Annotated in this window: 18 protein-coding genes; 3 read left to right on the top strand and 15 right to left on the bottom strand. The window is 74.5% G+C overall.

Annotated elements, in window-relative coordinates; translation table 11 throughout:
* Window positions 1-56: 56 nt before the first annotated feature.
* Complete coding sequence (locus A4A78_RS06175) at window positions 57-1,025, bottom strand: N-acetylmuramic acid 6-phosphate etherase (protein WP_062947463.1); 969 nt, start codon at window positions 1,023-1,025, stop codon at window positions 57-59.
* A gap of 106 nt (window positions 1,026-1,131) precedes the next feature.
* On the opposite strand from A4A78_RS06175, the gene A4A78_RS06170 reads away from it, so the two are divergent.
* The 3 genes from A4A78_RS06170 to A4A78_RS06165 all read left to right on the top strand — a co-directional run bounded on the left by A4A78_RS06170 (window position 1,132) and on the right by A4A78_RS06165 (window position 3,838).
* Window positions 1,132-2,175, top strand: coding sequence for an N-acetylglucosamine kinase (locus A4A78_RS06170; protein WP_062947462.1), 1,044 nt, complete (start codon window positions 1,132-1,134; stop codon window positions 2,173-2,175).
* Window positions 2,165-2,341, top strand: coding sequence for a hypothetical protein (locus A4A78_RS17765; protein ID WP_156488565.1), 177 nt, complete (start codon window positions 2,165-2,167; stop codon window positions 2,339-2,341). The genes A4A78_RS06170 and A4A78_RS17765 overlap by 11 nt, the downstream gene beginning before the upstream one ends.
* A 69-nt stretch (window positions 2,342-2,410) precedes the next feature.
* Entirely contained in the window at window positions 2,411-3,838 is a 1,428-nt protein-coding gene (locus A4A78_RS06165) for an NAD(P)/FAD-dependent oxidoreductase (protein WP_062947461.1), read from the top strand.
* A gap of 78 nt (window positions 3,839-3,916) precedes the next feature.
* Here A4A78_RS06165 and A4A78_RS06160 read toward each other — a convergent pair whose 3' ends face one another.
* The 14 genes from A4A78_RS06160 to A4A78_RS06095 all read right to left on the bottom strand — a co-directional run bounded on the left by A4A78_RS06160 (window position 3,917) and on the right by A4A78_RS06095 (window position 20,303).
* Window positions 3,917-5,671: a cytochrome c oxidase assembly protein gene (locus A4A78_RS06160; protein ID WP_062947460.1), complete on the bottom strand. Its 1,755-nt coding sequence runs from the start codon at window positions 5,669-5,671 to the stop codon at window positions 3,917-3,919.
* Window positions 5,668-6,078 (bottom strand): CrcB family protein, encoded by a 411-nt coding sequence (locus A4A78_RS06155; protein ID WP_062947459.1) that lies wholly within the window; start codon window positions 6,076-6,078, stop codon window positions 5,668-5,670. Before A4A78_RS06155 ends, A4A78_RS06160 begins: the two co-directional genes overlap by 4 nt.
* Complete coding sequence (locus A4A78_RS06150) at window positions 6,075-6,638, bottom strand: CrcB family protein (RefSeq protein WP_231880858.1); 564 nt, start codon at window positions 6,636-6,638, stop codon at window positions 6,075-6,077. Before A4A78_RS06150 ends, A4A78_RS06155 begins: the two co-directional genes overlap by 4 nt.
* 34 nt (window positions 6,639-6,672) lie before the next feature.
* Window positions 6,673-8,166: a dihydrolipoamide acetyltransferase family protein gene (locus A4A78_RS06145; RefSeq protein WP_062947457.1), complete on the bottom strand. Its 1,494-nt coding sequence runs from the start codon at window positions 8,164-8,166 to the stop codon at window positions 6,673-6,675.
* 33 nt (window positions 8,167-8,199) lie between these two features.
* Window positions 8,200-9,201 (bottom strand): alpha-ketoacid dehydrogenase subunit beta, encoded by a 1,002-nt coding sequence (locus tag A4A78_RS06140; RefSeq protein WP_062947456.1) that lies wholly within the window; start codon window positions 9,199-9,201, stop codon window positions 8,200-8,202.
* Window positions 9,198-10,304, bottom strand: coding sequence for a thiamine pyrophosphate-dependent dehydrogenase E1 component subunit alpha (locus A4A78_RS06135; RefSeq protein WP_062948113.1), 1,107 nt, complete (start codon window positions 10,302-10,304; stop codon window positions 9,198-9,200). The genes A4A78_RS06140 and A4A78_RS06135 overlap by 4 nt, the downstream gene beginning before the upstream one ends.
* 106 nt (window positions 10,305-10,410) lie before the next feature.
* Window positions 10,411-11,271 (bottom strand): MurR/RpiR family transcriptional regulator, encoded by an 861-nt coding sequence (locus tag A4A78_RS06130; protein WP_062947455.1) that lies wholly within the window; start codon window positions 11,269-11,271, stop codon window positions 10,411-10,413.
* Window positions 11,268-12,458, bottom strand: a complete 1,191-nt coding sequence (locus A4A78_RS06125; protein WP_231880857.1) for an anhydro-N-acetylmuramic acid kinase — start codon at window positions 12,456-12,458, stop codon at window positions 11,268-11,270. The genes A4A78_RS06130 and A4A78_RS06125 overlap by 4 nt, the downstream gene beginning before the upstream one ends.
* A gap of 11 nt (window positions 12,459-12,469) precedes the next feature.
* Entirely contained in the window at window positions 12,470-14,059 is a 1,590-nt protein-coding gene (locus A4A78_RS06120) for a glycoside hydrolase family 3 N-terminal domain-containing protein (protein WP_062947453.1), read from the bottom strand.
* A 3-nt stretch (window positions 14,060-14,062) separates the two neighbouring features.
* Window positions 14,063-14,890, bottom strand: a complete 828-nt coding sequence (locus A4A78_RS06115; protein WP_062947452.1) for a carbohydrate ABC transporter permease — start codon at window positions 14,888-14,890, stop codon at window positions 14,063-14,065.
* Window positions 14,887-15,861, bottom strand: coding sequence for a carbohydrate ABC transporter permease (locus tag A4A78_RS06110; RefSeq protein ID WP_062947451.1), 975 nt, complete (start codon window positions 15,859-15,861; stop codon window positions 14,887-14,889). Before A4A78_RS06110 ends, A4A78_RS06115 begins: the two co-directional genes overlap by 4 nt.
* The gene (locus A4A78_RS06105; RefSeq protein WP_062947450.1) at window positions 15,858-17,150 is read right to left on the bottom strand and encodes a sugar ABC transporter substrate-binding protein; all 1,293 of its coding nucleotides are present in this window, start codon (window positions 17,148-17,150) and stop codon (window positions 15,858-15,860) included. The genes A4A78_RS06110 and A4A78_RS06105 overlap by 4 nt, the downstream gene beginning before the upstream one ends.
* Window positions 17,151-17,523: 373 nt before the next feature.
* A complete protein-coding gene (locus A4A78_RS06100) occupies window positions 17,524-18,819 on the bottom strand; it encodes a Gfo/Idh/MocA family protein (protein ID WP_062947449.1) in 1,296 nt (431 codons plus the stop codon).
* Window positions 18,820-18,968: 149 nt separating this feature from the next.
* Window positions 18,969-20,303: a nitrate/nitrite transporter gene (locus A4A78_RS06095; protein WP_062947448.1), complete on the bottom strand. Its 1,335-nt coding sequence runs from the start codon at window positions 20,301-20,303 to the stop codon at window positions 18,969-18,971.
* Window positions 20,304-20,657 lie beyond the last annotated feature (354 nt).

The following is a 20,657-nucleotide window of genomic DNA, read 5'->3' as shown; positions in this document are numbered from 1 at the left end:
GATCACAGACGCATGGTCGCCACCGTAGGGGCCGCGCCCCGGCCCCGTCGAGGGAATTACCCGCCGAGCGCCGCGACCGCGGAGCGGATCCCGGCGGGGTCGCCGATCCGGCGGGGGTCCCGGGGGAAGTCCTCGAGTGCGGCGGCCGACGCCCGGGCGTCCGTCCCGGACAGCAGGGCGACCAGCGCGACGCGCACGCTGCCGTCCGCGGCCTCGAGCACCCGCGCCGCCTCCTCGGGCTCGGCGCCGCTGGCCTGGACGAGCATCCGCACGGTGCGGGCGACGAGCTTCTCGTTCGTGGGCCGCACCTGGATCATCAGGTTCCCGAAGGTGGTCCCGAGCCGGACCATCGTCGCGGTGGAGAGGGCGTTGAGGGTGAGCTTCTGCGCGGTCCCGGCCTTCATGCGGGTGGAACCGGTGACCACCTCGGGGCCGACGTCGAGGAGGATCGGATGGTCCGCGAGCGGGGCGAGCGGCGCTGCGGGGTTCGCGGAGATCAGCGCGGTGGGCATCCCCGCGGCGCGGGCGGCCTCGAGCGCGCCGGCCACGAAGGGGGTGCGGCCGCTCGCGGCGAGGCCGATCACGACGTCGCCCTCGCGGCACTGCTCGCGCACCAGCTGGGCGCCCTGCGCGGCGGAGTCCTCGGCGCCCTCGACCGCGGTGAGGAAGGCGCCGGGACCGCCCGCGAGATGGGCGGTGACCATCGACTCGTCGGCGTCGAAGGTCGGGGCGAGCTCGACCGCGTCCAGCACCGCGAGCCGGCCCGAGGTCCCGGCCCCGAGGTAGTGGACGGTGCCGCCGTCCGCGATCGCCGCCACGCACGTCTCCACCAGCGCGGCGATCTCGGCGGAGCGCGCCTGGACCGCCGCGGCGACGGTCGCGTCCTCGCCGAGGATCACGTCGACCATCCCGCGGGCGTCGAGGGTGTCCAGCTCGGCGCTGGCGGGATTGCGCTCCTCGGTGGGCGAGGCGAGCCCCACCAGGTCGACGTCGAGGCGGCTCGGGTCCCTGCGGGGGTTGCTCACGTGGTCTCCAATGATCGGTGGGCGTCGCACGGGACAGCGTAGGACAGGCGGGGCGGGCCCTACGATGTGGGGACGCTCGACGGGGAACGCTGGAGGAGGGAGCCGTATGCGCCAGCACCTGGTGCTCGCCGGGGATGTCGGGGGGACGCGCTCGCGGCTGGTCGCCGCGACGATGGGCGGCGGGCCCCTCGCTCAGGTCGAGGGGCCGGGGGCGAACCTCCGCTCCTCGGGACCGGCGGCCTTCGACACGCTCGCGGCCACGATCGCCGACGTGCTCGAGCAGGCGCGGCACGCGCTGCGCACCGCCGACGCGGGCGCCGCCTCGGGCGCCGACGACGACACCTCCGACGGGCCGGCCGGCCCGCCCGCCGACGACCCCGCCGAGGTCGCGGCGCTCGCGCTCGGGATCTCCGGGGCGGGGCCGGCCCGTGCGGCGGAGGTCCGCGCCGCGGTCGGCGAGCGCCTCGTCCCGCTCGGCATCCCCGCCGAGCGGCTCCTGGTCACCGACGACCTGCACACCGCCTTCCTCTCCGGAGGGGTGGGCGACGACGGCCTGCTGGTGCTCGCCGGGACCGGCGCGGTCGCGGTCCGCTTCCGCGACCGGGAGGCGATCGCCCGCCGTGACGGGATGGGCTGGCTGCTGGGCGATGTCGGCTCCGCGGTATGGCTGGGGCGGCGCACCCTCGAGGCGGTCGCCGCGGACCTCGACGGACGCGGCCCCCGCACCCTGCTGACCGAGGAGGTCGGCGCCGCGCTGGGCCTGGACCTGCGCGAGGGGCTCCGCCCGCCCTCCCCCACCGGCGACCCGCGCCAGGACCTGATCCGCGCGCTCGACGAGCACCTGCCCGCCGGGGCGCCGGCAGCGCTGGGACGCTTCGCAACGCTGCCCGCCCGGGTGCGGGAGGACCCGGTCGCCCACGGCATCCTCGCCGCCGTGATCGAGCACGTGCTGGACACGGTCGAGGCGCTGGACCCGGAGGCGGTGCTGCCCGTCGTGCTCGCCGGCTCGGTGCTCACCGGTCCGGGCCCGATCCATGACGAGGTGACGGCCTCCCTGCAGGACCGCCGCCGCTCCGTGAACCCCGCGCCCGACGGGCTGCCCGGTGCGCTGCTGCTCGCACGCGAGCTCGCGGGCCGGATTGCCGGCTGATCTCTACGGCGCGGTGCAGATCCAGGCCTCCGCGGGCGCCGCGGACCTCGGCCCGCTCACGACCGCCGCACGTCGCCTGGTGCGCCACCAGGTGGTCCTCGCCTATGTCATGACGACGATCATCACGACGCTCGGCGTCTCCGCGGTGATCACCGCGGTCGCCTGAACCGCCTCCGCGCGGAGACTAGGATGGCGGGCGTCAGCAGGCCGTCCACCCGGAAGAAGGCTCCTTTCGATGCCCGAGCTCCACGACCAGATCCCCACCCGTGAGAAGGTGCTGATCATCGGCGCCGGCCCCGCCGGCCTCGCCGCCGCGGCGTCGCTGAAGGCGCTCGAGGTGCCCTTCGACATCGTGGACCGCGCCGACCACGTCGGCGGCATCTGGGACCCCGAGCGGGAGGACTCCCCGATCTGGCCGGCCATGGAGATGATCTCCTCGCGCGAGCAGACCCAGTACGAGGACCTCCTGCAGCCGGTCTCCTTCCCCGAGTTCCTCACCCCCGCGCACATGGCGAAGTACCTGCGCGCCTACGCCTCCCGCCACGGGATCACCGACCACTTCCGCCCGCGCACCGCCGTGCGCGCCGCACGCCCCTTCGGGGAGGGCGTGTGGGAGGTGGAGCTCTCCACCGGCGAGATCGGGATCTACCGTGCGGTGATCTCCGCGCACGGCATCTCGCAGCGCCCCCACCGCCCTGACTGGGCCGCCGACGTCCCGGGCACCGTGCAGGTCGTGCACTCCTCGGAGTGGACCGGCGCCGACGGTCTCGAGGGCAGGCGGGTGCTGGTCGTCGGCTCGGGCCAGTCCGCCGCGGACATCGCGGTCGACGCCGCCCGTCGCGCGCTCGAGGTGCGCTGGTCGATGCGCACCGGCCACTGGGTGGTGCCGCGCCGCATCGCCGGGATCCCCGGCGACGTCGCCTCCGCGCGCGAGCCCGCGATGCTCGGCGGTCTGAACGCGAGGATCGCGGAGACCGTGGTGCGACGCACCGTCGGCGACCCGGTCGAGGCCGGTCTGCCCCGCCCGGCGCAGCCCCTGCTCGAGGACCGCGTGATCGTCTCCGACGACCTGCTGCAGCGGGTCCGCGAGGGGCGCATCACCCCCGCCGGCGAGGTCCAGGGCGTGGACGCCGAGGGCGTGGTCACCCACGCCCGCGGCCGCGACGCCTTCGGCACCGACACCTACCGCGCGGACCTGATCGTGCTGGCCACCGGCTACGAGACCGGGGCCGACCACCTCCCCGAGGACCTCGTGCCCCGCACCGCGAGCGGCGAGAGCGACCTCTTCCTCGGCGCCTTCGCCCGCGGCCGCGACGACCTCGTGATCCTCGGCCAGCAGCGGGTCTCCGGCGGCGTGCTGCCGCTCCTGGTCGAGCAGGCCGACATCGCCGCCTACATGCTCGCCGCGACCCGCGACGGCGGCAGCTCCCCCGCGCTCGAGCAGTTCCGTCGCGTGCGCGGCGGCGCCGAAGCCGCGATCCCGGCCCGTCCCGCCCCCGCCTCCGGCGGTCTGCGCGGCCGGCTCGAGACCGCCGTCGGCACCCGCCGCGTCACCCCGCGCGAGGTCCCCTCCGGCGCCGGCGCCCAGGAGGGCCTGGTCCCCGCCGTGGACCGCGAGACCCAGCTCGCGCGGCTCCGCTCGGTGCGCAGCCTCTTCGACTGAGCAGGCCCGCGGGGCCGACGCCCCGCCGCACGCTCCGACGAGGGGCCCGCGCCGCGGCGCGGGCCCCTCGTCGTGCGGTCAGCCGCGGCGCCCGCGGGTCCGCAGCGCCGCCCCGGCGGCCACGAGCGCGATGAGCACCACGACGACGAGCACGAGCGTGCCCGCGGACTGCTGATCGGCGAGCGCGTCGGCCCGCCAGGTGCGGCCGGTCGCGCCGAACCAGCTCGCCGCCAGCAGCCTCTCCGTGCTGCGCAGCGCGATCCCCCCGGCAGCGCCCAGCAGCAGCGGGACCGCCGCGACCCAGGCCCGCCGCGGCGCGGGCGCGAGCCTCACGGCGAGCGCGATCAGCGCACCGGCGGCGAGAGCCAGCAGCTGCAGCGCGAGATGGGCGGCGTGGCTGTCCAGGGCGGCGCGGAGCAGCGGCGGGCTGATGTAGCAGGCGGCGAGCAGCAGCGGACCGGCCGCGGCCAGCAGCGCCGCGAGCGGCCAGCGCCCCTCCAGCAGGGTGCGCAGGCGCGGCGGGACGGTCATCGCGCAGCCCAGCAGGACCCCGGCGGGCACGAGCAGCAGCACGTGCTGGAGGACGTGGGCGGAGACGAGCACCTTGCCGTACACGTTCAGCGGGCCCGAGGTCAGCAGCACGAGCGCGGCGGCCCCGAGCAGGAGCTGCAGGCTGCGTCCGCGCGGACGCGGCGGGGCGCTCGGCCGCCACCACAGCAGCAGCAGGACGCAGGCGAGCGCCGCCCCGAAGGGGTCCGGGCGCCACTGGCCGAGCACGGTGACGAGGTCCGGGGCGGGCGGCAGCGGGTAGCCGGTGAGCGTGCCGGCGGTGCCCGCCGGCGGGGTGCCCTCCTCCGCGGGCGGCGGGGAGGAGCTCATCGCCGCGGCGAGCGCGACGGCGAGCCCCATCAGCGCCAGCTCGAGCAGGGCGAGGCGCCGGTAGGTCCCCAGCGCCCGGCGCCCCTCGGCGTCCGTGCCGAGCCCGGTGGCGAGCTGGCGGCGCTGGAGCGCGCCGAGCAGGCCCAGGAGCAGCAGCACCACGGCCTTGCCGAGCCCGATCTGCACGTACGCGCTGGTGAGGAGCTCCGCGGGGGTGTTCATGCGCACCGCGAGCGCGAGCACCCCGCTCAGCGCCAGGGCGATCCAGCAGATCAGCGCGAGATGGGAGTAGCCGCGCAGCACGCGCACGTCGTCGCGGCTGCGATCGGTGAGGACCTGCAGCACGGCGAGGCCGCCCAGCCAGATCCCCACCGCCAGCAGGTGCACGAGCATCGTGGAGGTGGCGATCTCGTGGGTCTCGTCGCCCGCAGCGTGCCCGGTCATCGCGGCGGAGAAGGCGACGACGGAGGAGAGGACCGCGACGGCGCGGGCGAGTCCGGCGGAGGTGCCGAGCACGGCGACGGTGGTGGTCGCCGCGGCGGCCAACAGCCCGCACAGGAGCCAGACGCCGAGCTCCGTCGCGAGGAACACCCCGAGGTCGGAGCCGAAGCGCGGCGAGCCGACGGGCTGCCCGGTCGCGATCGCGTACGAGAAGGTGAGGGAGGCGCCGCGGGCGAGGGTGGTGGCCGCGGCGGCGCCCGCGACGATGCCGAGGGCGCGGGTGCGGTCAGCCTCCTCGCGCAGGAGCCAGCCCGCCACCACGGCGCCGCCGAGGGCCAGTGCGGCGGCGAGGTCGGCGAGGGTCGCGGCGACCGGGGCGCCGATCCGGGCGACGGGGCCCGCGTCCAGCAGCACGAGGTTGTCGCCGCCGGCGGCGTCGGCCGCGAGGACGGCGAGCAGGCTCAGCACCGCGAGGGCGGGCAGGAGGGCGAGGAGGGTGCGGCGCAGGGTCATGAGGCGATCACCAGCCCCACCCAGAGGGCGCCCATGCCGGTGCCGACGCTGAGCATCAGGTAGGCCAGCGCGATCGAGTAGGCGCCGCGGCGGGCGAGCACGACGATGTCGTGCGCGGCGGTGGAGAGCGTGGAGAGCCCGCCGCAGAAGCCGCCGCCGAGCAGCACGTAGAACACGCCGCCCGCACCGGTGGCGGAGCCGAGCCGCGCCACGACGATGCCGAGCAGGAAGCAGGCCGCGACGTTGACCAGGAAGGTCAGCCAGGGCACGAGCCGCTCCACGTTCTCGATGCCGCGGGCGGCGATCATGCGGGTGCCGGCGGTCTGCACGCCCCAGCGGGCGACCGCCCCGAGGCCGCCGCCCACGCAGACCATGGCCAGGCTGAGGGCGAGCTGCAGCGCCGTCATGCCGCCCTTCCGTCCGTCGCCGCGAGCCCCCGGGCGCCGAGGCGGTTGCCCAGCAGCAGGCCGAGGACGACCGCGCCGAGGCACAGCGCGAGGGTCAGCGCGGCGTACAGCAGGGCCAGCAGCGGGAAGTCGGCGCCGATCATCGCCGAGCCCTCGAGCACGACGGTGGACATGGTGGTGAAGCCGCCGCACAGCCCGGTGCCCAGCAGCGGGCGCATCCACGGCCGCCCCTCGCGCACCTCGAGCACGCCGTTGAGCGCGCCGAGCCCCAGGCAGCCCAGCACGTTGACGGTGAGAGTCGCCCACGGCACCTCGACCAGGGTGGGGGTGGTCACGGCGGGGTCGAGCACGGTCAGCAGGAAGCGGAGCATCGCCCCGAGCGCCCCGCCGGCGGCGACGAGCAGGGCGATCCGCCAGGTCGTCGGCGCCGGACGGAACGGGCCCGAGACGAGGGTCTCGGAGTCGGCGACGTCCACGTGGCGCAGGGCCGCCATCTCGACGGTGTGCATGCGGGGGTCGTCGCGCCGCGGCGGCGGGGAAGAGGGCGGGCTCGAGGTCACCGCACAAGGGTACTAAGGAGCGACGGTTCGCCTCTCAGCCCCAGACCAGGCCCAGGGAGGGGTCCTCGAGCACGGCGGAGACGTCGCGCAGCAGCTCTGCGCCGAGCGCCCCGTCGATCAGGCGGTGGTCGAAGCTCAGCGAGAGGGTCGCGACCCGGCGCGGCTCGATCCGCCCGTCCACCACCCACGGCTTCTCCTTGATCGCGCCGACGCCGAGGATCGCGGACTCCCCCGGGTTCAGGATCGGGGTGCCGGAGTCGATGTCGAAGACGCCGTAGTTGGTGATGGTGATGGTGCCGTCGCGGGTGTCGCGCAGGGAGGTGCGCCCGGCCCTCGCGGTGCGGGCGAGCTCTCCGATCCCCTCGGCGAGCTCCCGCAGCGTCATCAGGTGGGCGTCCTTGAGGTTCGGGACGATGAGGCCGCGCGGGGTCGCCGCGGCGATGCCGAGGTTGACGTAGTGCTTGTAGACGATCTCCTGGGCGTCCTCGTCCCAGGAGGCGTTGACCTCGGGATTGCGGCGGATCGCGACCAGCAGCGCCTTCGCGATCACGGCCAGGGGGCTGACCTTCACGTCGGCCCATTCGCGCGAGGCGCGCAGCTGGGAGACGATCCGCGTCACGCCGGTCATGTCGATCTCGTTGAACACCGTGACGTGCGGGGCGGTGAAGGCGGAGGCCACCATCGCCTCGGCGGTGCGCTTGCGGACCGAGCGGATCGGGACGCGGGTGGTGCGCTCGTCGCTCGTGACGCCGGAGAAGGGCTGGTCACGAGTGGTCTTCATGACGTCGCCGAGGTGCTCGGGCGCCTGCGGCGACTCCTCGGGGAAGTACGCACCAGCGCCGTCGTGAGCGGCGGCCTCCGCGCCGTAGGAGCGCTGCTGGGCGTTGAGCACGTCCTGCCGGGTGACGGTGCCCTCGGGGCCGGTGGCGAGCACGTCGTGCAGCGCGATCCCGAGGTCGCGGGCGAGCTTGCGCACCGGCGGCTTGGCGAGGATCCGGTCGATGGGGACCTGCTGCTCCGCGGCGGGCTGCGCGGGCTGGGCCCGGCGCCGGCGGCGGCGGGTTCCCGTGGCCCGCTCCCCGTAGCCGACGAGGTTCTTCGGCTCCTGCGCGGCCGGCGCGCCCTCGCCCTCGCTCGCGGAGTCGGCGGGCTGCTCCGCCTGCCCCTCGGCCTGCTCGGCGGCCTGCTCCGTCGCCTGGGCGGAGAGCTCGGCGGCCGACGGGTCCGCCTCCGCCGCCGCGGCGGAGGGAGCGGGTGCCGGGGACGGGACGGCGCCGCCGGTGGTGTCCACGCGCATCAGCGGGGCGCCGACGGGCACCTCCTCGCCGACGGCGACGAGGATCTCGACGACAGTGCCGGCGACGTGGCTGGGCAGCTCGACGGCGCTCTTGGCGGTCTCGACCTCGACGACGGGGTCGTTGATCTCCAGGCGGTCGCCGACGGCGACCTTGATCTCGAGGATCTCGGCCTCGGTGAGGCCCTCGCCGGGATCGGTGAGGGCGATCGTGACGATCGAGGAGGCGTTCATGGTCGTGATCCTTTCACGCGGCGGGCGCGCGGTTCAGTGCTCGAGCAGACGGTCCACGCCGTCCAGCACCCGGTCGAGGTCGGGGAGATAGGCGTGCTCCATGCGGGAGGGCGGATAGGGCAGGTGGTAGCCGCCCACGCGCAGCACCGGCGCCTCGAGGTGGTAGAAGCACTGCTCGGAGATGCGGGCGGCGATCTCGCCGCCGAGCCCGCCGAGCACGGGGGCCTCGTGGACGATCAGCAGGCGCCCGGTGCGCCGCACCGAGTCCGCGATCGTGGGGTAGTCGACGGGGGCGAGGGAGCGGGCGTCGATCACCTCGAGGTCGAGGCCGTCGGCCGCAGCGGCCTCGGCGCTCTCGAGGACCACGGGCATGCTCGGCCCCCAGGCGAGCACCGTCGCGTCGGTGCCGGGGCGCACCACCTGCGCCTGCCAGGGCGAGAGCTCGGGGCGGTGGTCGGGGTCGACGTCGCCCTTGACCCAGTAGCGGCGCTTGGGCTCGAGCATGATCACGGGATCCTCGGACTCGATCGCCTGGCGGGTCATCCAGTACGCGTCCTGCGCGGTGGAGGGGGCGAGGATCCGCAGGCCCGCGGTGTGGGCGAAGAGCGCCTCGGGGCTCTCGGAGTGGTGCTCGACCGCGCCGATGCCGCCGCCGTGCGGGATCCGGATCACCATCGGCATGTTCACCCGGCCCGAGGTGCGGTTGTGCATCTTCGCGACCTGGGTGGTGATCTGGTTGAAGGCGGGGAAGACGAATCCGTCGAACTGGATCTCGACCACGGGCCGGTAGCCGCGCAGGGCCAGGCCCACGGCGGTGCCGACGATCCCGGCCTCCGCGAGCGGGGTGTCGACCACGCGCTGGGAGCCGAACTCGGCGTGGAGCCCGTCGGTGACGCGGAAGACGCCGCCGAGCACGCCGATGTCCTCGCCCATCAGCAGGACCTTGTCGTCGGCGGTCATCGCGTCACGCAGCCCCGCGGTGATGGCCTTCGCGATCGGGAGGGTCGTGGTGGACGGGGTGGAGGGGGCGTTCATGCGTCCCCCTCCTCGTGCTCGAACTGGGCGACGTACGCGAGGTACTCCTCGCGCTCGGCGGCGACGATCGGGTGGGGCTCGGCGTAGGGGTGGTCGAACATGCGCACCGGGTCGGGGTCCTCCATGCCGTGGATGTGGTGGTGGAGCTGCATCGCGAGGTCGTGCGCCTCCTCGTCGCAGCGGGCGACGAAGGCCTCGTCGATCTCGCCGAGCTGCTCGAGGTGGCGGCGCAGGCGCAGGATCGGGTCCTTCTCCGCCCATTCCTGCTCCTCCGCGGCGGGACGGTAGCGGGAGGCGTCGTCGCTGGTGGTGTGCGCGGCCATGCGGTAGGTGAGGGCCTCGACGAAGACCGGCCCCTCCCCCGCGCGGGCCGAGTCCAGGGCGGTGCGCACGGCGCCGAGCACGCCCAGGACGTCGTTGCCGTCCACGCGCACCGAGGGGATGCCCCAGCCGCGGGAGCGCTGGGCGAGGGGGACGCGGGTCTGGACGGAGGTGGGCACGGAGATCGCCCATTGGTTGTTCTGCGTGTAGAAGACCACCGGGGCCTGGAAGGAGGCGGCGAAGGTGAAGGACTCCGAGACCTCCCCCTCGCTCGAGGCGCCATCGCCGAAGAGGGCGAGGACCGCGGTGTCGGTGGCGCTGTCTCCGGTGCCGACGACGCCGTCGCGCTGCAGGCCCATCGCATAGCCGACCGCGTGCGGGGCCTGGGAGCCGAGCACGATCATGTAGGGGTGGGTGCGCAGCTCGTTGGGGTCCCAGCCGCCGTGGCTGATGCCGCGGAACATCTCCAGCAGGCGCCACGGCTCGATCCCGCGGGCCCAGGCGACGCCGTGCTCGCGATAGGTGGGCACGAGATAGTCCTGCTCGCGGGAGGCGTGGCCGGCCCCGATCTGCGCGGCCTCCTGCCCGAGCGCGCTCGCCCACAGGCCGAGCTGGCCCTGGCGCTGCAGGCTCGTCGCCTCGAGGTCCGCGGCGCGGATCATCACCATGTCGCTGTAGTAGCCGCGCAGCCGCTCGGGGGTGGCGAGCCCCGCCTCCTCGAGCACGGCGTCGAGCTGCTCGTGCGGGGTGCGGGTGCCGTCGGGCCCCAGGAGCTGGACCATCGGCTCCTCGGCCGCGACGTCGGGGATCGTGGATCGGAAGACGCTCACGGGGGCGAGCGTAACCTACGGTGCCGTAAGTTCCAAGGAGGGGACGGCCCGCCCCGCCTCAGCGCCGCCGTGTGCCGAGGGCTGCGCGGGAGCGGCGCAGCGCCCCCTCCCCCGCGTCCGGCAGGGCCGCCGCGAGCGCGATGAGCAGGCAGTCCGCGATCGCGAGCTGGGCGATGCGGGAGGAGGTCGCGCCGGCGCGGAAGGACGGCTCGCGCGAGGCCGTGAGAAGCACCTCGTCCGCGCCGCGCGCGAGCGGGCTCGCCGGGGCGCCGGTGACGGCGAGGGTGGCGGCGCCGGCGGCGACGGCGAGCTCGAGCGCGTCGAGCACGTCGATGGTGCGCCCGGAGTCCGAGATCGCCACCAGCAGGTCCTCCTCGCCGAGCCCGACGACGGCGGGCAGGGCGTCGTGCGCGCTGGTCAGGGCGTGGGCCGAGAGGCCGAGGCGGGTGAGCTTGTACTGCAGGTCCAGCGCCGCGAGCCCGGAGGCGCCCACCCCGATCAGCAGGATCCGCCGCGCCGCGGCGAGGCGGGCGGCGATCCGTGCGAGCTGCTCCAGGTCGAGCAGCCGCACGGTGTCCCGCACGGCGCGGGCATCCGCCGCGGCGATCCGCTCGACCGAGACGGACAGCGGGTCGCCCGGGTCGATCTCCAGGGGGAAGGCCAGCTCGCCCTGGTCCCCGACCGCGCGGGCCGTCTCGGCGACGAGCGCGGCGCGCAGCTCCCGGTAGCCGGTCAGCCCGAGCTCGCGGGCGAGGTTCACCACGGAGGACTGCGCGCAGCCGGCCGCGCCCGCGAGCTGGTCGATGGTCATCGTCCCCGCGGCGAGGGGGTCGGCGAGGATCACCTCCGCGATGCGGCGCTGGACGGGGCGGAGGTCGTCGAGCCGGCCGCGGAGGTCCTGCAGCAGCGCGGCGCTCACCGCACCTCCCCCGGGACGAGGCGGAGACGGCGGACGGGCAGGCCATCGGCGGGCGCGGCGTGGGCGGTCGGGCTGCGGTGCGGCGGGGTGAGGGAGCCGAGCACGACGGGGGCGCGGGCGCCGGTGTGCGCGGTGCCGTCCGGGAGGGCGAGCGTGCCGGGCAGTCCGTGGGCGCCGTGATGGCCGAGCAGCGCGATCAGCAGGGCCTCCTTGCCGTCGGCGGGGATGCCGAGCTGGTCGGCGTCGAGCAGCGGGAGGGGGTCCAGGTGGTCCGCGAGCCGTGCGCGCAGCAGCGGATTGCGGATCCCGCCGCCGGAGGCGACGACGCGGCGGGCGCCGAGCGGGTCGATCGCGCGGGCGATCGTCACGGCGGTGAGCTCGACGAGGGTTGCCAGCAGGTCCGGCAGCGGCAGCGCGGCGAGCGCCTCGTCGCCCAGCACGCGTCGCACGTAGTCGGCGTCGAAGTGCTCCCGTCCGGTCGAGCGCGGGAGGGGGCGGGAGTAGAAGGGCTCGGCGTCCAGCAGCCGTGCGAGGGCTGCGGGGTCGACCGCGCCCTGGCCGGCGAGAGCGGCGTCGTGGTCGGCGGGGGCGCCGGTCGCGGCGTGGACGGCGGCGTCGAGCAGGGCGTTGCCGGGTCCGGTGTCGCCGGCGACGACCTCCTCGCCGCCGACCAGGGTGAGGTTCGCGATCCCGCCGATGTTCAGCGCCGCCGTCGGCTCCTCGTGGCCCAGCAGCAGCTGGTCCAGCAGCGGGGCGAGCGGTGCGCCCTGGCCGCCGGCGGCGACGTCGGCGGCGCGCAGGTCGTGCAGGACGGGCAGGCCCGTGGCGGCGGCGAGGCGGGAGGCGTCGCCGATCTGGAGGGTCGCATGGGCGCTGCCGTCCTCGCGCACGTCGTGGTGGAGGGTCTGGCCGTGGGTCGCGACCAGTTCGGCGCCGCCGTGGGCGGCGAGGACCCGTGCGGCGGCCGCGGCGAAGGCCTCGCCGACCGCGGCGTGCAGGCGGTTCCAGGTCGCGACGCCGGCGGGTGCCGGGGGCAGCGCGGCGCGCAGGGCGTCCCCCGTCCCCTCGGGCCAGGGCTCCTCGCCGAGGTGGACGAGCCGCGCCTCCAGCACGGAGGGATCCTCGCCGTCGCGGGAGAAGTCCACGAGCGCCACGTCGATCGCGTCCAGGCTGGTGCCGGACATCATCCCGAGCACCCTCATCGCGCTCCCCCGTCGGCGGCGTCGCCCTGCAGGAGCAGGTCGACGACGGCGCGCATCATCGTGCGTCCGCCACCGTGGGCGAGGACGAGGAGGCGGTGGTCGGGGGCGGCGGCCGGCACGCCGGTGTGCACCACGATCGTGTCGGGGCGCTGCGCGAGGAGCGCGGCGAGTCGTCGGCCCTCCTCGGCATCGCTGCGGGGCAGACGGGTCACCGCGAGCACCTGCGCGGCCCGGTCGCCCTGGGAGGACCGCGGCGGGAGATCCGATCCTCCGTGGGGCGAGGGCGGCTCGGGATACCGGTACTGCTCGGGCCCGACCTGCTCCGCGGGGTCGGACGCGTCGATCCCGCGCTCGCGCAGCGCCGCGACCAGCTGCTGGGTCCGGGCGCCGGAGGCGTGCTGGGCCCCGTGGCGCAGGTCGAGCACCACCACGGGCCGCCCCTCGAGGTGGGCGTGGCCGTGCCGGGAGCGGACGGCGCGCGCGGCCGCCTCCGCGCCGAGGCTCTCCCCGCGCGCGAGGGCGTCCTCGAGCTCGGGGGCCGGGACGAAGCGGCGCCGGGTGCGCAGGCTGCGCAGCCGCTCCCGGGTGCGCTCGGCGCGCTCGTGCAGCGCTCTGCGCGGGATTTGTCCCGACTCGACCGCGGCGAGGATCGCGTCGTGGGCCTCCCGGAGCATCTGCTCGTCGTCCCGGCGCAGCGAGGTCCCCAGGCACAGCAGGTCCGCGCCCGCCTCGAGGGCCCGGACCGCCGCCTCCCCGTACCCGGGATCCTCGGCGACGGCGGCCATGTCGAGCGCGTCGGTGATGACCAGTCCGTGGAAGGTGCCGCCGACGGCGCGGTCCAGGAGCGGCCGGGACCAGGGCGCGACCGAGGCGGGCCCCTCCCCGAGCGCGGGGACCAGCACGTGCGCGGTCATCACGGCGTCGAGCCAGGGCGCGATCCGCCAGGGTGCGAGGTGCTCGGTCTCGAACTGCGCCGTGCCGAGGTCGATCCGCGGCAGGGCGGTGTGGGAGTCGGTGGCGGTCGCGCCGTGACCGGGGAAGTGCTTCGCGCAGGTGCCGATCCCGGCGTCGATCAGCCCGGTCGCGAAGGCGCGGGCGTGCAGGGCGACCCGGTCGGGCTCGTCGCCGTAGGCGCGGGTGCCGATCACGGGGTTCGCGGGATCGGTGGAGACGTCGAGCACCGGGGCGAGGTCCAGGTCGATGTCGCAGGCGGCGAGGAGGTCGCCGAGGGCGCGCCCGGCGTCCCGGGTGAGCTCGGGGTCGTCGGCCTCGCCGAGCGCCCAGGCCGTGGGCAGGGACGAGCCCGTTCGCGCCTGGAGCCGGGTGACGTCCCCGCCCTCCTCGTCGATCGCGACGACGCAGTCCTCGGACCGGGCGTGGACGGCGCGGGAGAGCTCCCGCGCCGTCGCGGGATCGGGGGTGTTGTGCCCGAAGAGGATCACGGAGGCGAGCCCCGCCTCGAGTGCCCCGTCGAGCCAGGCGGGCACCTCGGTGCCGGTGAAGGGGGCCATCAGCACGCCGAGCACGTCGGCGTCGTGGCGGGTCCGGGGATCTGCGGCGCCCGGCCCGGAGGGGATGCTGGTCATGCCTCAGCCCTTCACGGCGCCGGCGGTGATGCCCTTGGCGAGGTTGCGCTGGACGAGCACGAAGAAGAGCACCACCGGCAGGGCGATGATCGTCGAGGCGGCCATCACCGAGCCCCAGTCGGCGGTGTTCTGGGTGAAGAAGGTCCGCAGCCCCACGCCCACGGTGTACTTCGAGCTGTCCTGCATGAAGGTGAGCGCGAAGATGAACTCGTTCCAGGCGGTGATGAAGGAGAACACCGAGGTCGCCACCAGGCCCGGGGCGACCAGCGGCAGCAGGATCGAGCGGAACATCCGCCACCAGCTCGCCCCGTCCACGTAGGCCGCCTCCTCGAGCTCGCGCGGCACCGCGGCGACGAAGCCGCGCAGGTTCCAGATCGCGAAGGCGAGGGAGAAGCCGAGGTAGACGATGGTCAGGCCCAGCAGCGAGTTGAGCATGCCGAGGGTCCGCGCCTGCAGGAACAGCGGGATCACGAGCGCCTCGAGCGGCACCATCTGCACCATCAGGACCATCACCAGCACCTGGGTGCGCAGCCGGAAGCGGAAGCGGGCGACCGCGACGGCGGCCAGCAGCGCCACCGCGCCCGAGAGCACGACGGTGCCCAGGGCGACGACCAGGGAGACCCGCACGTAGCGCAGGAACCCGGCGTCGACCAGCACGTGCTCGAAGTGCTCGAGGGTGAGGCCGCTGGGCAGCAGGCTCGCCCCGCGGGAGAGCGGGCTGGTGTCCACGGCGGTGGAGAGCATCCAGTAGAAGGGGAAGAGGGTCAGCGCCAGCAGCACGACGACGCCGATCGCCCGGGCCGCGGTGGTGGCGGGGGTCCGACGGTTCACAGCTCCTCCTCCTTCATCAGGGTGCGGATGTAGACCACGGAGATCACCATCAGCAGCGCGGTCAGCAGCACCGCGATGGTGGAGCCCATCCCGTACTCGCCCTGAGCGAAGGACTGGGTGTACGACCAGACGCCGAGGTTCATGACCTCGCGGGTGGAGCCGTCGCCGCCGGGCATCAGGAAGATCTGGACGAACACCTTGAAGTCCCAGATCGTCGAGAGGATGACGCACACCGCGATGATCGGGCGCAGGGTGGGCACCGTGACCTGCCAGAAGCGGGTCCAGGCGCTCGCCCCGTCCAGCGCCGCCGCCTCGTACAGCTCGTCCGGCACGGTGGTCAGCCCCGCGAGCATCGTCACGGCGATGAACGGGAAGCCGTGGTAGACGACGTTCAGCGTCGCGATCGCGTAGAAGCTCCACCGGTTCGTGAACCAGTTGACGCTGCCGGCCTCCATCAGCCCCAGCCCGTCGAGGGCCGAGATCACGAGCCCGGACTGGGGGTCGAAGAGCCAGACGAAGATGTAGGTGCCGGTCAGCGCCGGCACCGCCCAGGCGACCATGATCGCGGTGGTGCAGATCGACCGCCAGACGGTGCCCAGCGTGTTCAGGAACAGCGCCACCACGGTGCCGACGGCCATGGTCAGCACGACGCACACGATCGCGAAACCGACCGTGTTGGGCAGCACGATCTGCCACAGGAACGGGTCGGTGAGGACCTGGACGTAGTTGTCCAGCCCCACGTAGTTGCTGTCCCCGCGCAGGAGGTTCTTCAGCTCGTAGTCCTGCAGGGACAGGTTCAGCACGCGCACCATCGGCCACAGCAGCAGCACGCCGAGCACGATCAGGGCGGGGGCGAGCAGGAGCCAGGGGGCGAGGCCGCGGCGCAGGCGGCGGCCCGGCGGGACGGCGCGGCGCTCGAGCGGCGCTGCTCCGTCCTGCCGGTCGCGGAGGTCGGGGGCGGCGGTGCTCATTCGGAGAAGAAGCCGTCCATCTCCTCGGCGGCGGTGTCGGCCGCGTCCTGGGCCGAGGTGCCGTCCAGGACGGAGGAGATCATCGTGCCGAGCGTCTTGGCGCCCTCGATCTTGCCCCAGGCCGGGGTGACGGGCACGGATTTGCCGCCCTCGGTCATCTGGGTGGCGAAGACCTTGGTGAGCTCGTCGCCGCCGGCGACCACCTCGTCCAGCGCCGCGGTGGTGCCGGGGAAGTAGTTGGTCTCCTCGGCCCAGCGGGTGGCGAAGTCGCCGGTGGTGACGAGCTTGATGAGCTCGAAGGCGAGCTCGGGCTCCGCGGTCTCGGTGAAGCGGCACATCAGCGAGCCGCCGAGGAAGGACGGCGCGACCGCGGAGTCCTTCGCCGGGATCGTGAAGGCGACGAGCTTCTCGGCGAGCTCGGGGTTCTCGGCCTCGATGGTGGCGGGCACCCAGGAGCCGGTGATGAACATCGGCACCGTCTCCTGGAGGAAGGCGGCCAGCGAGTCGGTCTCCAGCCAGGTGGTGGCCGCGGAGGTCGAGGCGTCGTGCTTCAGCGCGAGATCGGTGTACCAGGTCAGGCCCTCGACGGCCTCGGGGCTGTTGATCGCCGCGGTCCAGGTCTCGCCCTCCTGCGTGGCGATCTCGCCGCCGGCTCCCCAGACGAAGGGCATGGCGGAGAAGATGCTGCCGCCGGCGACCGGGAAGGGGATCCAGTCCGGGTCGTGCTCCTTGAGCGCGGTGATCATGGTGAGCAGGTCGTCCCAGCTCTGGGGCTGCTCGGCGACCCCGGCCGCCTCGAGCATCTCGCGGTTGGCGAGGATCGAGCGGACGCCCGCGTACCAGGGCATGCCGTAGGTACCGCCGTCGAGGCTGCCCGCCTCGACGAGCCCCTCGACGAGGCCGTCGGCGAGGCCGGCGGCCTCGATGTCCTCGGAGAGGTCGTCGATGCCGCCCGCGTCGGCGAACTCGGGCACCCAGGTGGTGCCGACCTCGGCGACGTCGGGGCCGGTGCCGCCCGCCATGGCGGTGACGAACTTGTCGTGCGCGCCGTCCCAGGGCTGGACCTGGACGTCGAGGGTGGCGCCCGTGGCCTCGGTGAACGCGGTCTTGAGCTCCTCGATGTAGGCATCGGCGGAGGCATTGGTGCCCTCCATCAGCCAGAAGGTGAGGGTCTTGCCCTCCCCGTCGACCTCTCCGCCGGATCCTCCGGAGTCCCCGCCGCAGGCGGCGAGGGCGAGGGCTGCCGAGCCTGCGGCACCGGCGGCCAGGACGTGTCGTCGAGCGATCATGAGGGACTCCTTCGTCGGCTCCCACCCACCGGTGAGAAAACTTCACTGCGGGGCCATGTCTGAGTGAAGTTACCACGTCAGGAGTGAGGTGGAACACCCCGTCGCGGCGCGGCGCCGCCCGGCCCTCCGACAGGGGCACAGACGGCCGAACACGACGCCGCCCCGGTTGTTCGACATCCGGTACCACTTTTCTGGTACCTCCCGTCGAACAACCGGGGCGAGGGGAGCAGATCCGGGCCGGCCCCGCCGTCAGACGCCCGCAGCCGGCGACGCCGAGCAGGACCGGCCGCCCGGCGCCGTCGGGCGGGCGACGCCGGGCAGGACCGGGCGGTCAGGCGCCGTCGGGCGGGCGACGCCGGGCAGGACCGCGCGGTCAGGCGCCGGCGGCGACCGCGGATGCCTCCTCGATCGCGGCGGCGAGCGCCTGCGGATCCAGCGGCTCCTGTTCGGCGTCGAGGTCGACCACGGGCAGCGGGCAGTCGCCGAGGTCGTGGATCTCGAGCCGCTCGCCGCCGCGGTTCATCGACTGGTGGGCGATGACGCCGGGCAGCGTGTAGCGGGCGGCCTGCCAGGCGTTGACCACGGGCTGGTGCCCGCCGACGACGGCGCGGGCGAAGTCGTCGACGAGGAAGTGGTGGGCACCCTCGTGCCCGTTGGGCATGCCCTGGAACTCCGCGGGCAGGCGCTCCTGGTGGTGGGCGCGGGAGGCGCCGGCGACGAAGGCGTCGCGCAGGGTGGGCGAGACGTCCGCGAGCCGCGGGTCGTCCAGGCTCATGGTGCGGTCGGTGCGGATCAGGTCCGTCACCTCGAGCACGTCCTTCTTGTCGTGCCAGTAGGTGACGTCGATGGTCTCCTCGAAGGAGGAGGCCTCGCCGAAGAAGCGGAAGCGGCTCTCGCGCTTGTGGGAGGGGTAGCCCACGCGGCGCAGCTCGTTGGTGCGGAAGGCGCCGCCGTTGTCCATCCCGAACAGGGCGAAGGCGTTGGAGACGTCGTTGCCGAACATCGAGACGTCCTTGTCGAAGACCCCGTCGCCGCGGGTGTCGGGGCGCCCCAGCGCCGAGACGGAGACGGCGTGCCGCTCCCCCAGCACGCCGAGGATCCCGCCGATGGAGTGGGTGGGGTAGAGCAGCGGCGGGTAGGAGGCGGTGGACTTCCACTGCTCGCCGCCGGAGTACCTGTAGGCGTCGTAGAAGCCGAGGTCCATGTCGTGGACGTAGTCACCCTCGGCGTAGAACACCTCGCCGAACGCGCCGGAGCGGTGGATGCGGCGGGCGAGGACGACGGCGGCGTTGTACTGGCTGGTCTCGCCCATCATGTAGACGAGCCCGGTGCGCTGCACCTCCTCGGTGATCTGGCGGATCTCGTCCTCCTCGATGGCCATCGGCACCGCGGAGTAGACGTGCTTGCCGGCACGGAGGGCGGCCAGGGCGTGCTGTCCGTGGGTCCAGCGCTGGGTGAAGATCGCGACGGCGTCGACGTCGGAGGCGAGCAGCTCCTCGAGGGTCTCGAACCGGCCGGCGAAGGCGACCCCGCGCGCCTCGACGGCGTCGATCCGCTCGGGGACGGAGTCGACGGCGTAGAGCGCGTCGATGTCGGGATGGGCGGCGAAGAGCTCCGCGAAGTGGGATCCGAACTGACCGATCCCGACGATGCCCAGCGTGAACGACATATTTCCTCCTTGAAAGTAAGTGTTGGGAGGAACGCTACGGCACGGCGGGGGCGGCGGCAAGCCCGGCCCGGCCGACGACGGCCCCGATGGCGGCCGCGGAGCGGACCGTGCCCGACCGACGGGCTCCGGGACCGGCGGACAGGGGCTCCTCAGAGCTGGCGCCAGCGCCCCGAGCGCCACACCTCGCGCCACGGCGGGACCTCGCGGCCCTGCACGGCCATCCGTCGGCGCAGGTTCCGACGGGTCACCAGCATCCCGACCACCCCGATCGCGAGCAGCGGGAGCTGCACGGCGAAGGCGAGGCGGAAGGAGGCCAGGTCGTAGTCCCCGTCCGGGCGCAGCAGGTCCAGCACCACGCCGATCAGGAGGATCGCGACGAGGGCGCCGATGAAGCCGCCCATGATCACGGCGCCGGTCGCGGTGCCGAGGCGGTGCTTGGCCAGGTCCGTGCGCGGGAAGTCGAAGCCGACGGAGCTGGCGGGGCCGCCGATGGAGTACCCGGAGACCAGCACGATCAGCAGCCACATCGGGGCGTTGCCCGGCCACAGCACGAGCGCGAGCAGCGGCACCACGATCGTCGCGACGATCAGCAGCACCAGGGTGGAGCGGCGCAGCGGGTGGCGCTGGGTGAGCGCGCCGATCAGCGGGCCGCCGACGATCGCGACGACCACCAGCACGGTCATCACCGCGGAGGCAGCGGGGCGGCTGAGCCCCTCCCCCGCGGTGAGATACGGGTAGCCCCACATCATCGAGAACGCGATGCCGGGGAACCCGGCCGTGAAGTGGGTGAAGAAGCCCAGCTGCGTCGAGGGGTGGCGCACGATCCGCCCCAGCACCACGGGGATCCGTCGGAGGTCCTGCTTCACCGTCGGCCGCGGCATCCCCGGCGGCGTCGCGCGGACGACGAGCAGCACCAGCACGGCGGCGATCGCGCTGAGCGCCGCGGCGGAGGAGAAGGCGGGCGTCCAGCCGGCCACGCTCAGCACGGCCACGAAGGGGACGGCGGAGAGGATCTGCCCGACCTGGCCGAGGATGCCGGTGAGCTGGGTCAGCAGCGGCACGCGTCCGGGCGGGAACCAGGCCGGGACCAGCCGGATCGCGCTCGCGAAGGTCAGCGCATCGCCCGCGCCGAGCACGATGCGGGCGATCATCGCCACGCCCACGGTCTCGGTCTGGGACATGAGCACCTGGCCGAGCGCCATCAGCACGGCGCCGGCGGTGAGGGTGACGCGGGAGCCGTAGCGGTCCAGCAGCACGCCGGCGGGGATCTGGGCGAGTGCGTAGACGCCGAGCTGGAGCACCACGAAGGTCGACACGATGGTCGCCGAGGCCCCGAAGCGGTCCGCGGCCTCGAGCCCGGCGACGCCCATCGTGGTGCGCTGCAGCACGGCGATCGAATAGGCGGTGACCGCCGCGATCCAGACCGCGTAGGCGCGGGGGCCGCCGAGGGCGGCAGCGGGGACAGGGGCGGCGGGGGCGGCCATGGGGTCCTTCGTGCGAGGAGGTGCGGGGCGACGTGCAGTCGGACCGGACGCCTCGGGCGCCCGTCCCGCAGCGGCAGGGGCCCGACCGCTCTCAAGACTATCGGCGGCGACCGCGGGGCCGGTAGTGATGTCCACCCCTCCCTCGCATCACCGGGGGCGTCCGTCGGCCGGTCCCGGGTCGCCGGCCGGACGTGCCGTGCAGCACGGCCGGGGCTGGGCTATGGTGCCGCCATGCGCGCCGCGACGATCAGCTGGTGGGCCGCCTGAGGGCGGTCCCCTGTCGCATGCGCTGACACCGAAGCCGCCCGTCACCCGGGCGGCTTCTCGTGTCTGCGAGCCTCCCGGTCCGGGCCC

It is taken from the genome of Brachybacterium sp. sponge, assembly GCF_001613775.1.
GTDB classification, from domain to species: domain Bacteria; phylum Actinomycetota; class Actinomycetes; order Actinomycetales; family Dermabacteraceae; genus Brachybacterium; species Brachybacterium conglomeratum.
The sequence above is the reverse complement of the archived record's forward strand: the minus strand, read 5'-3'. Positions and strand labels throughout refer to the sequence as shown.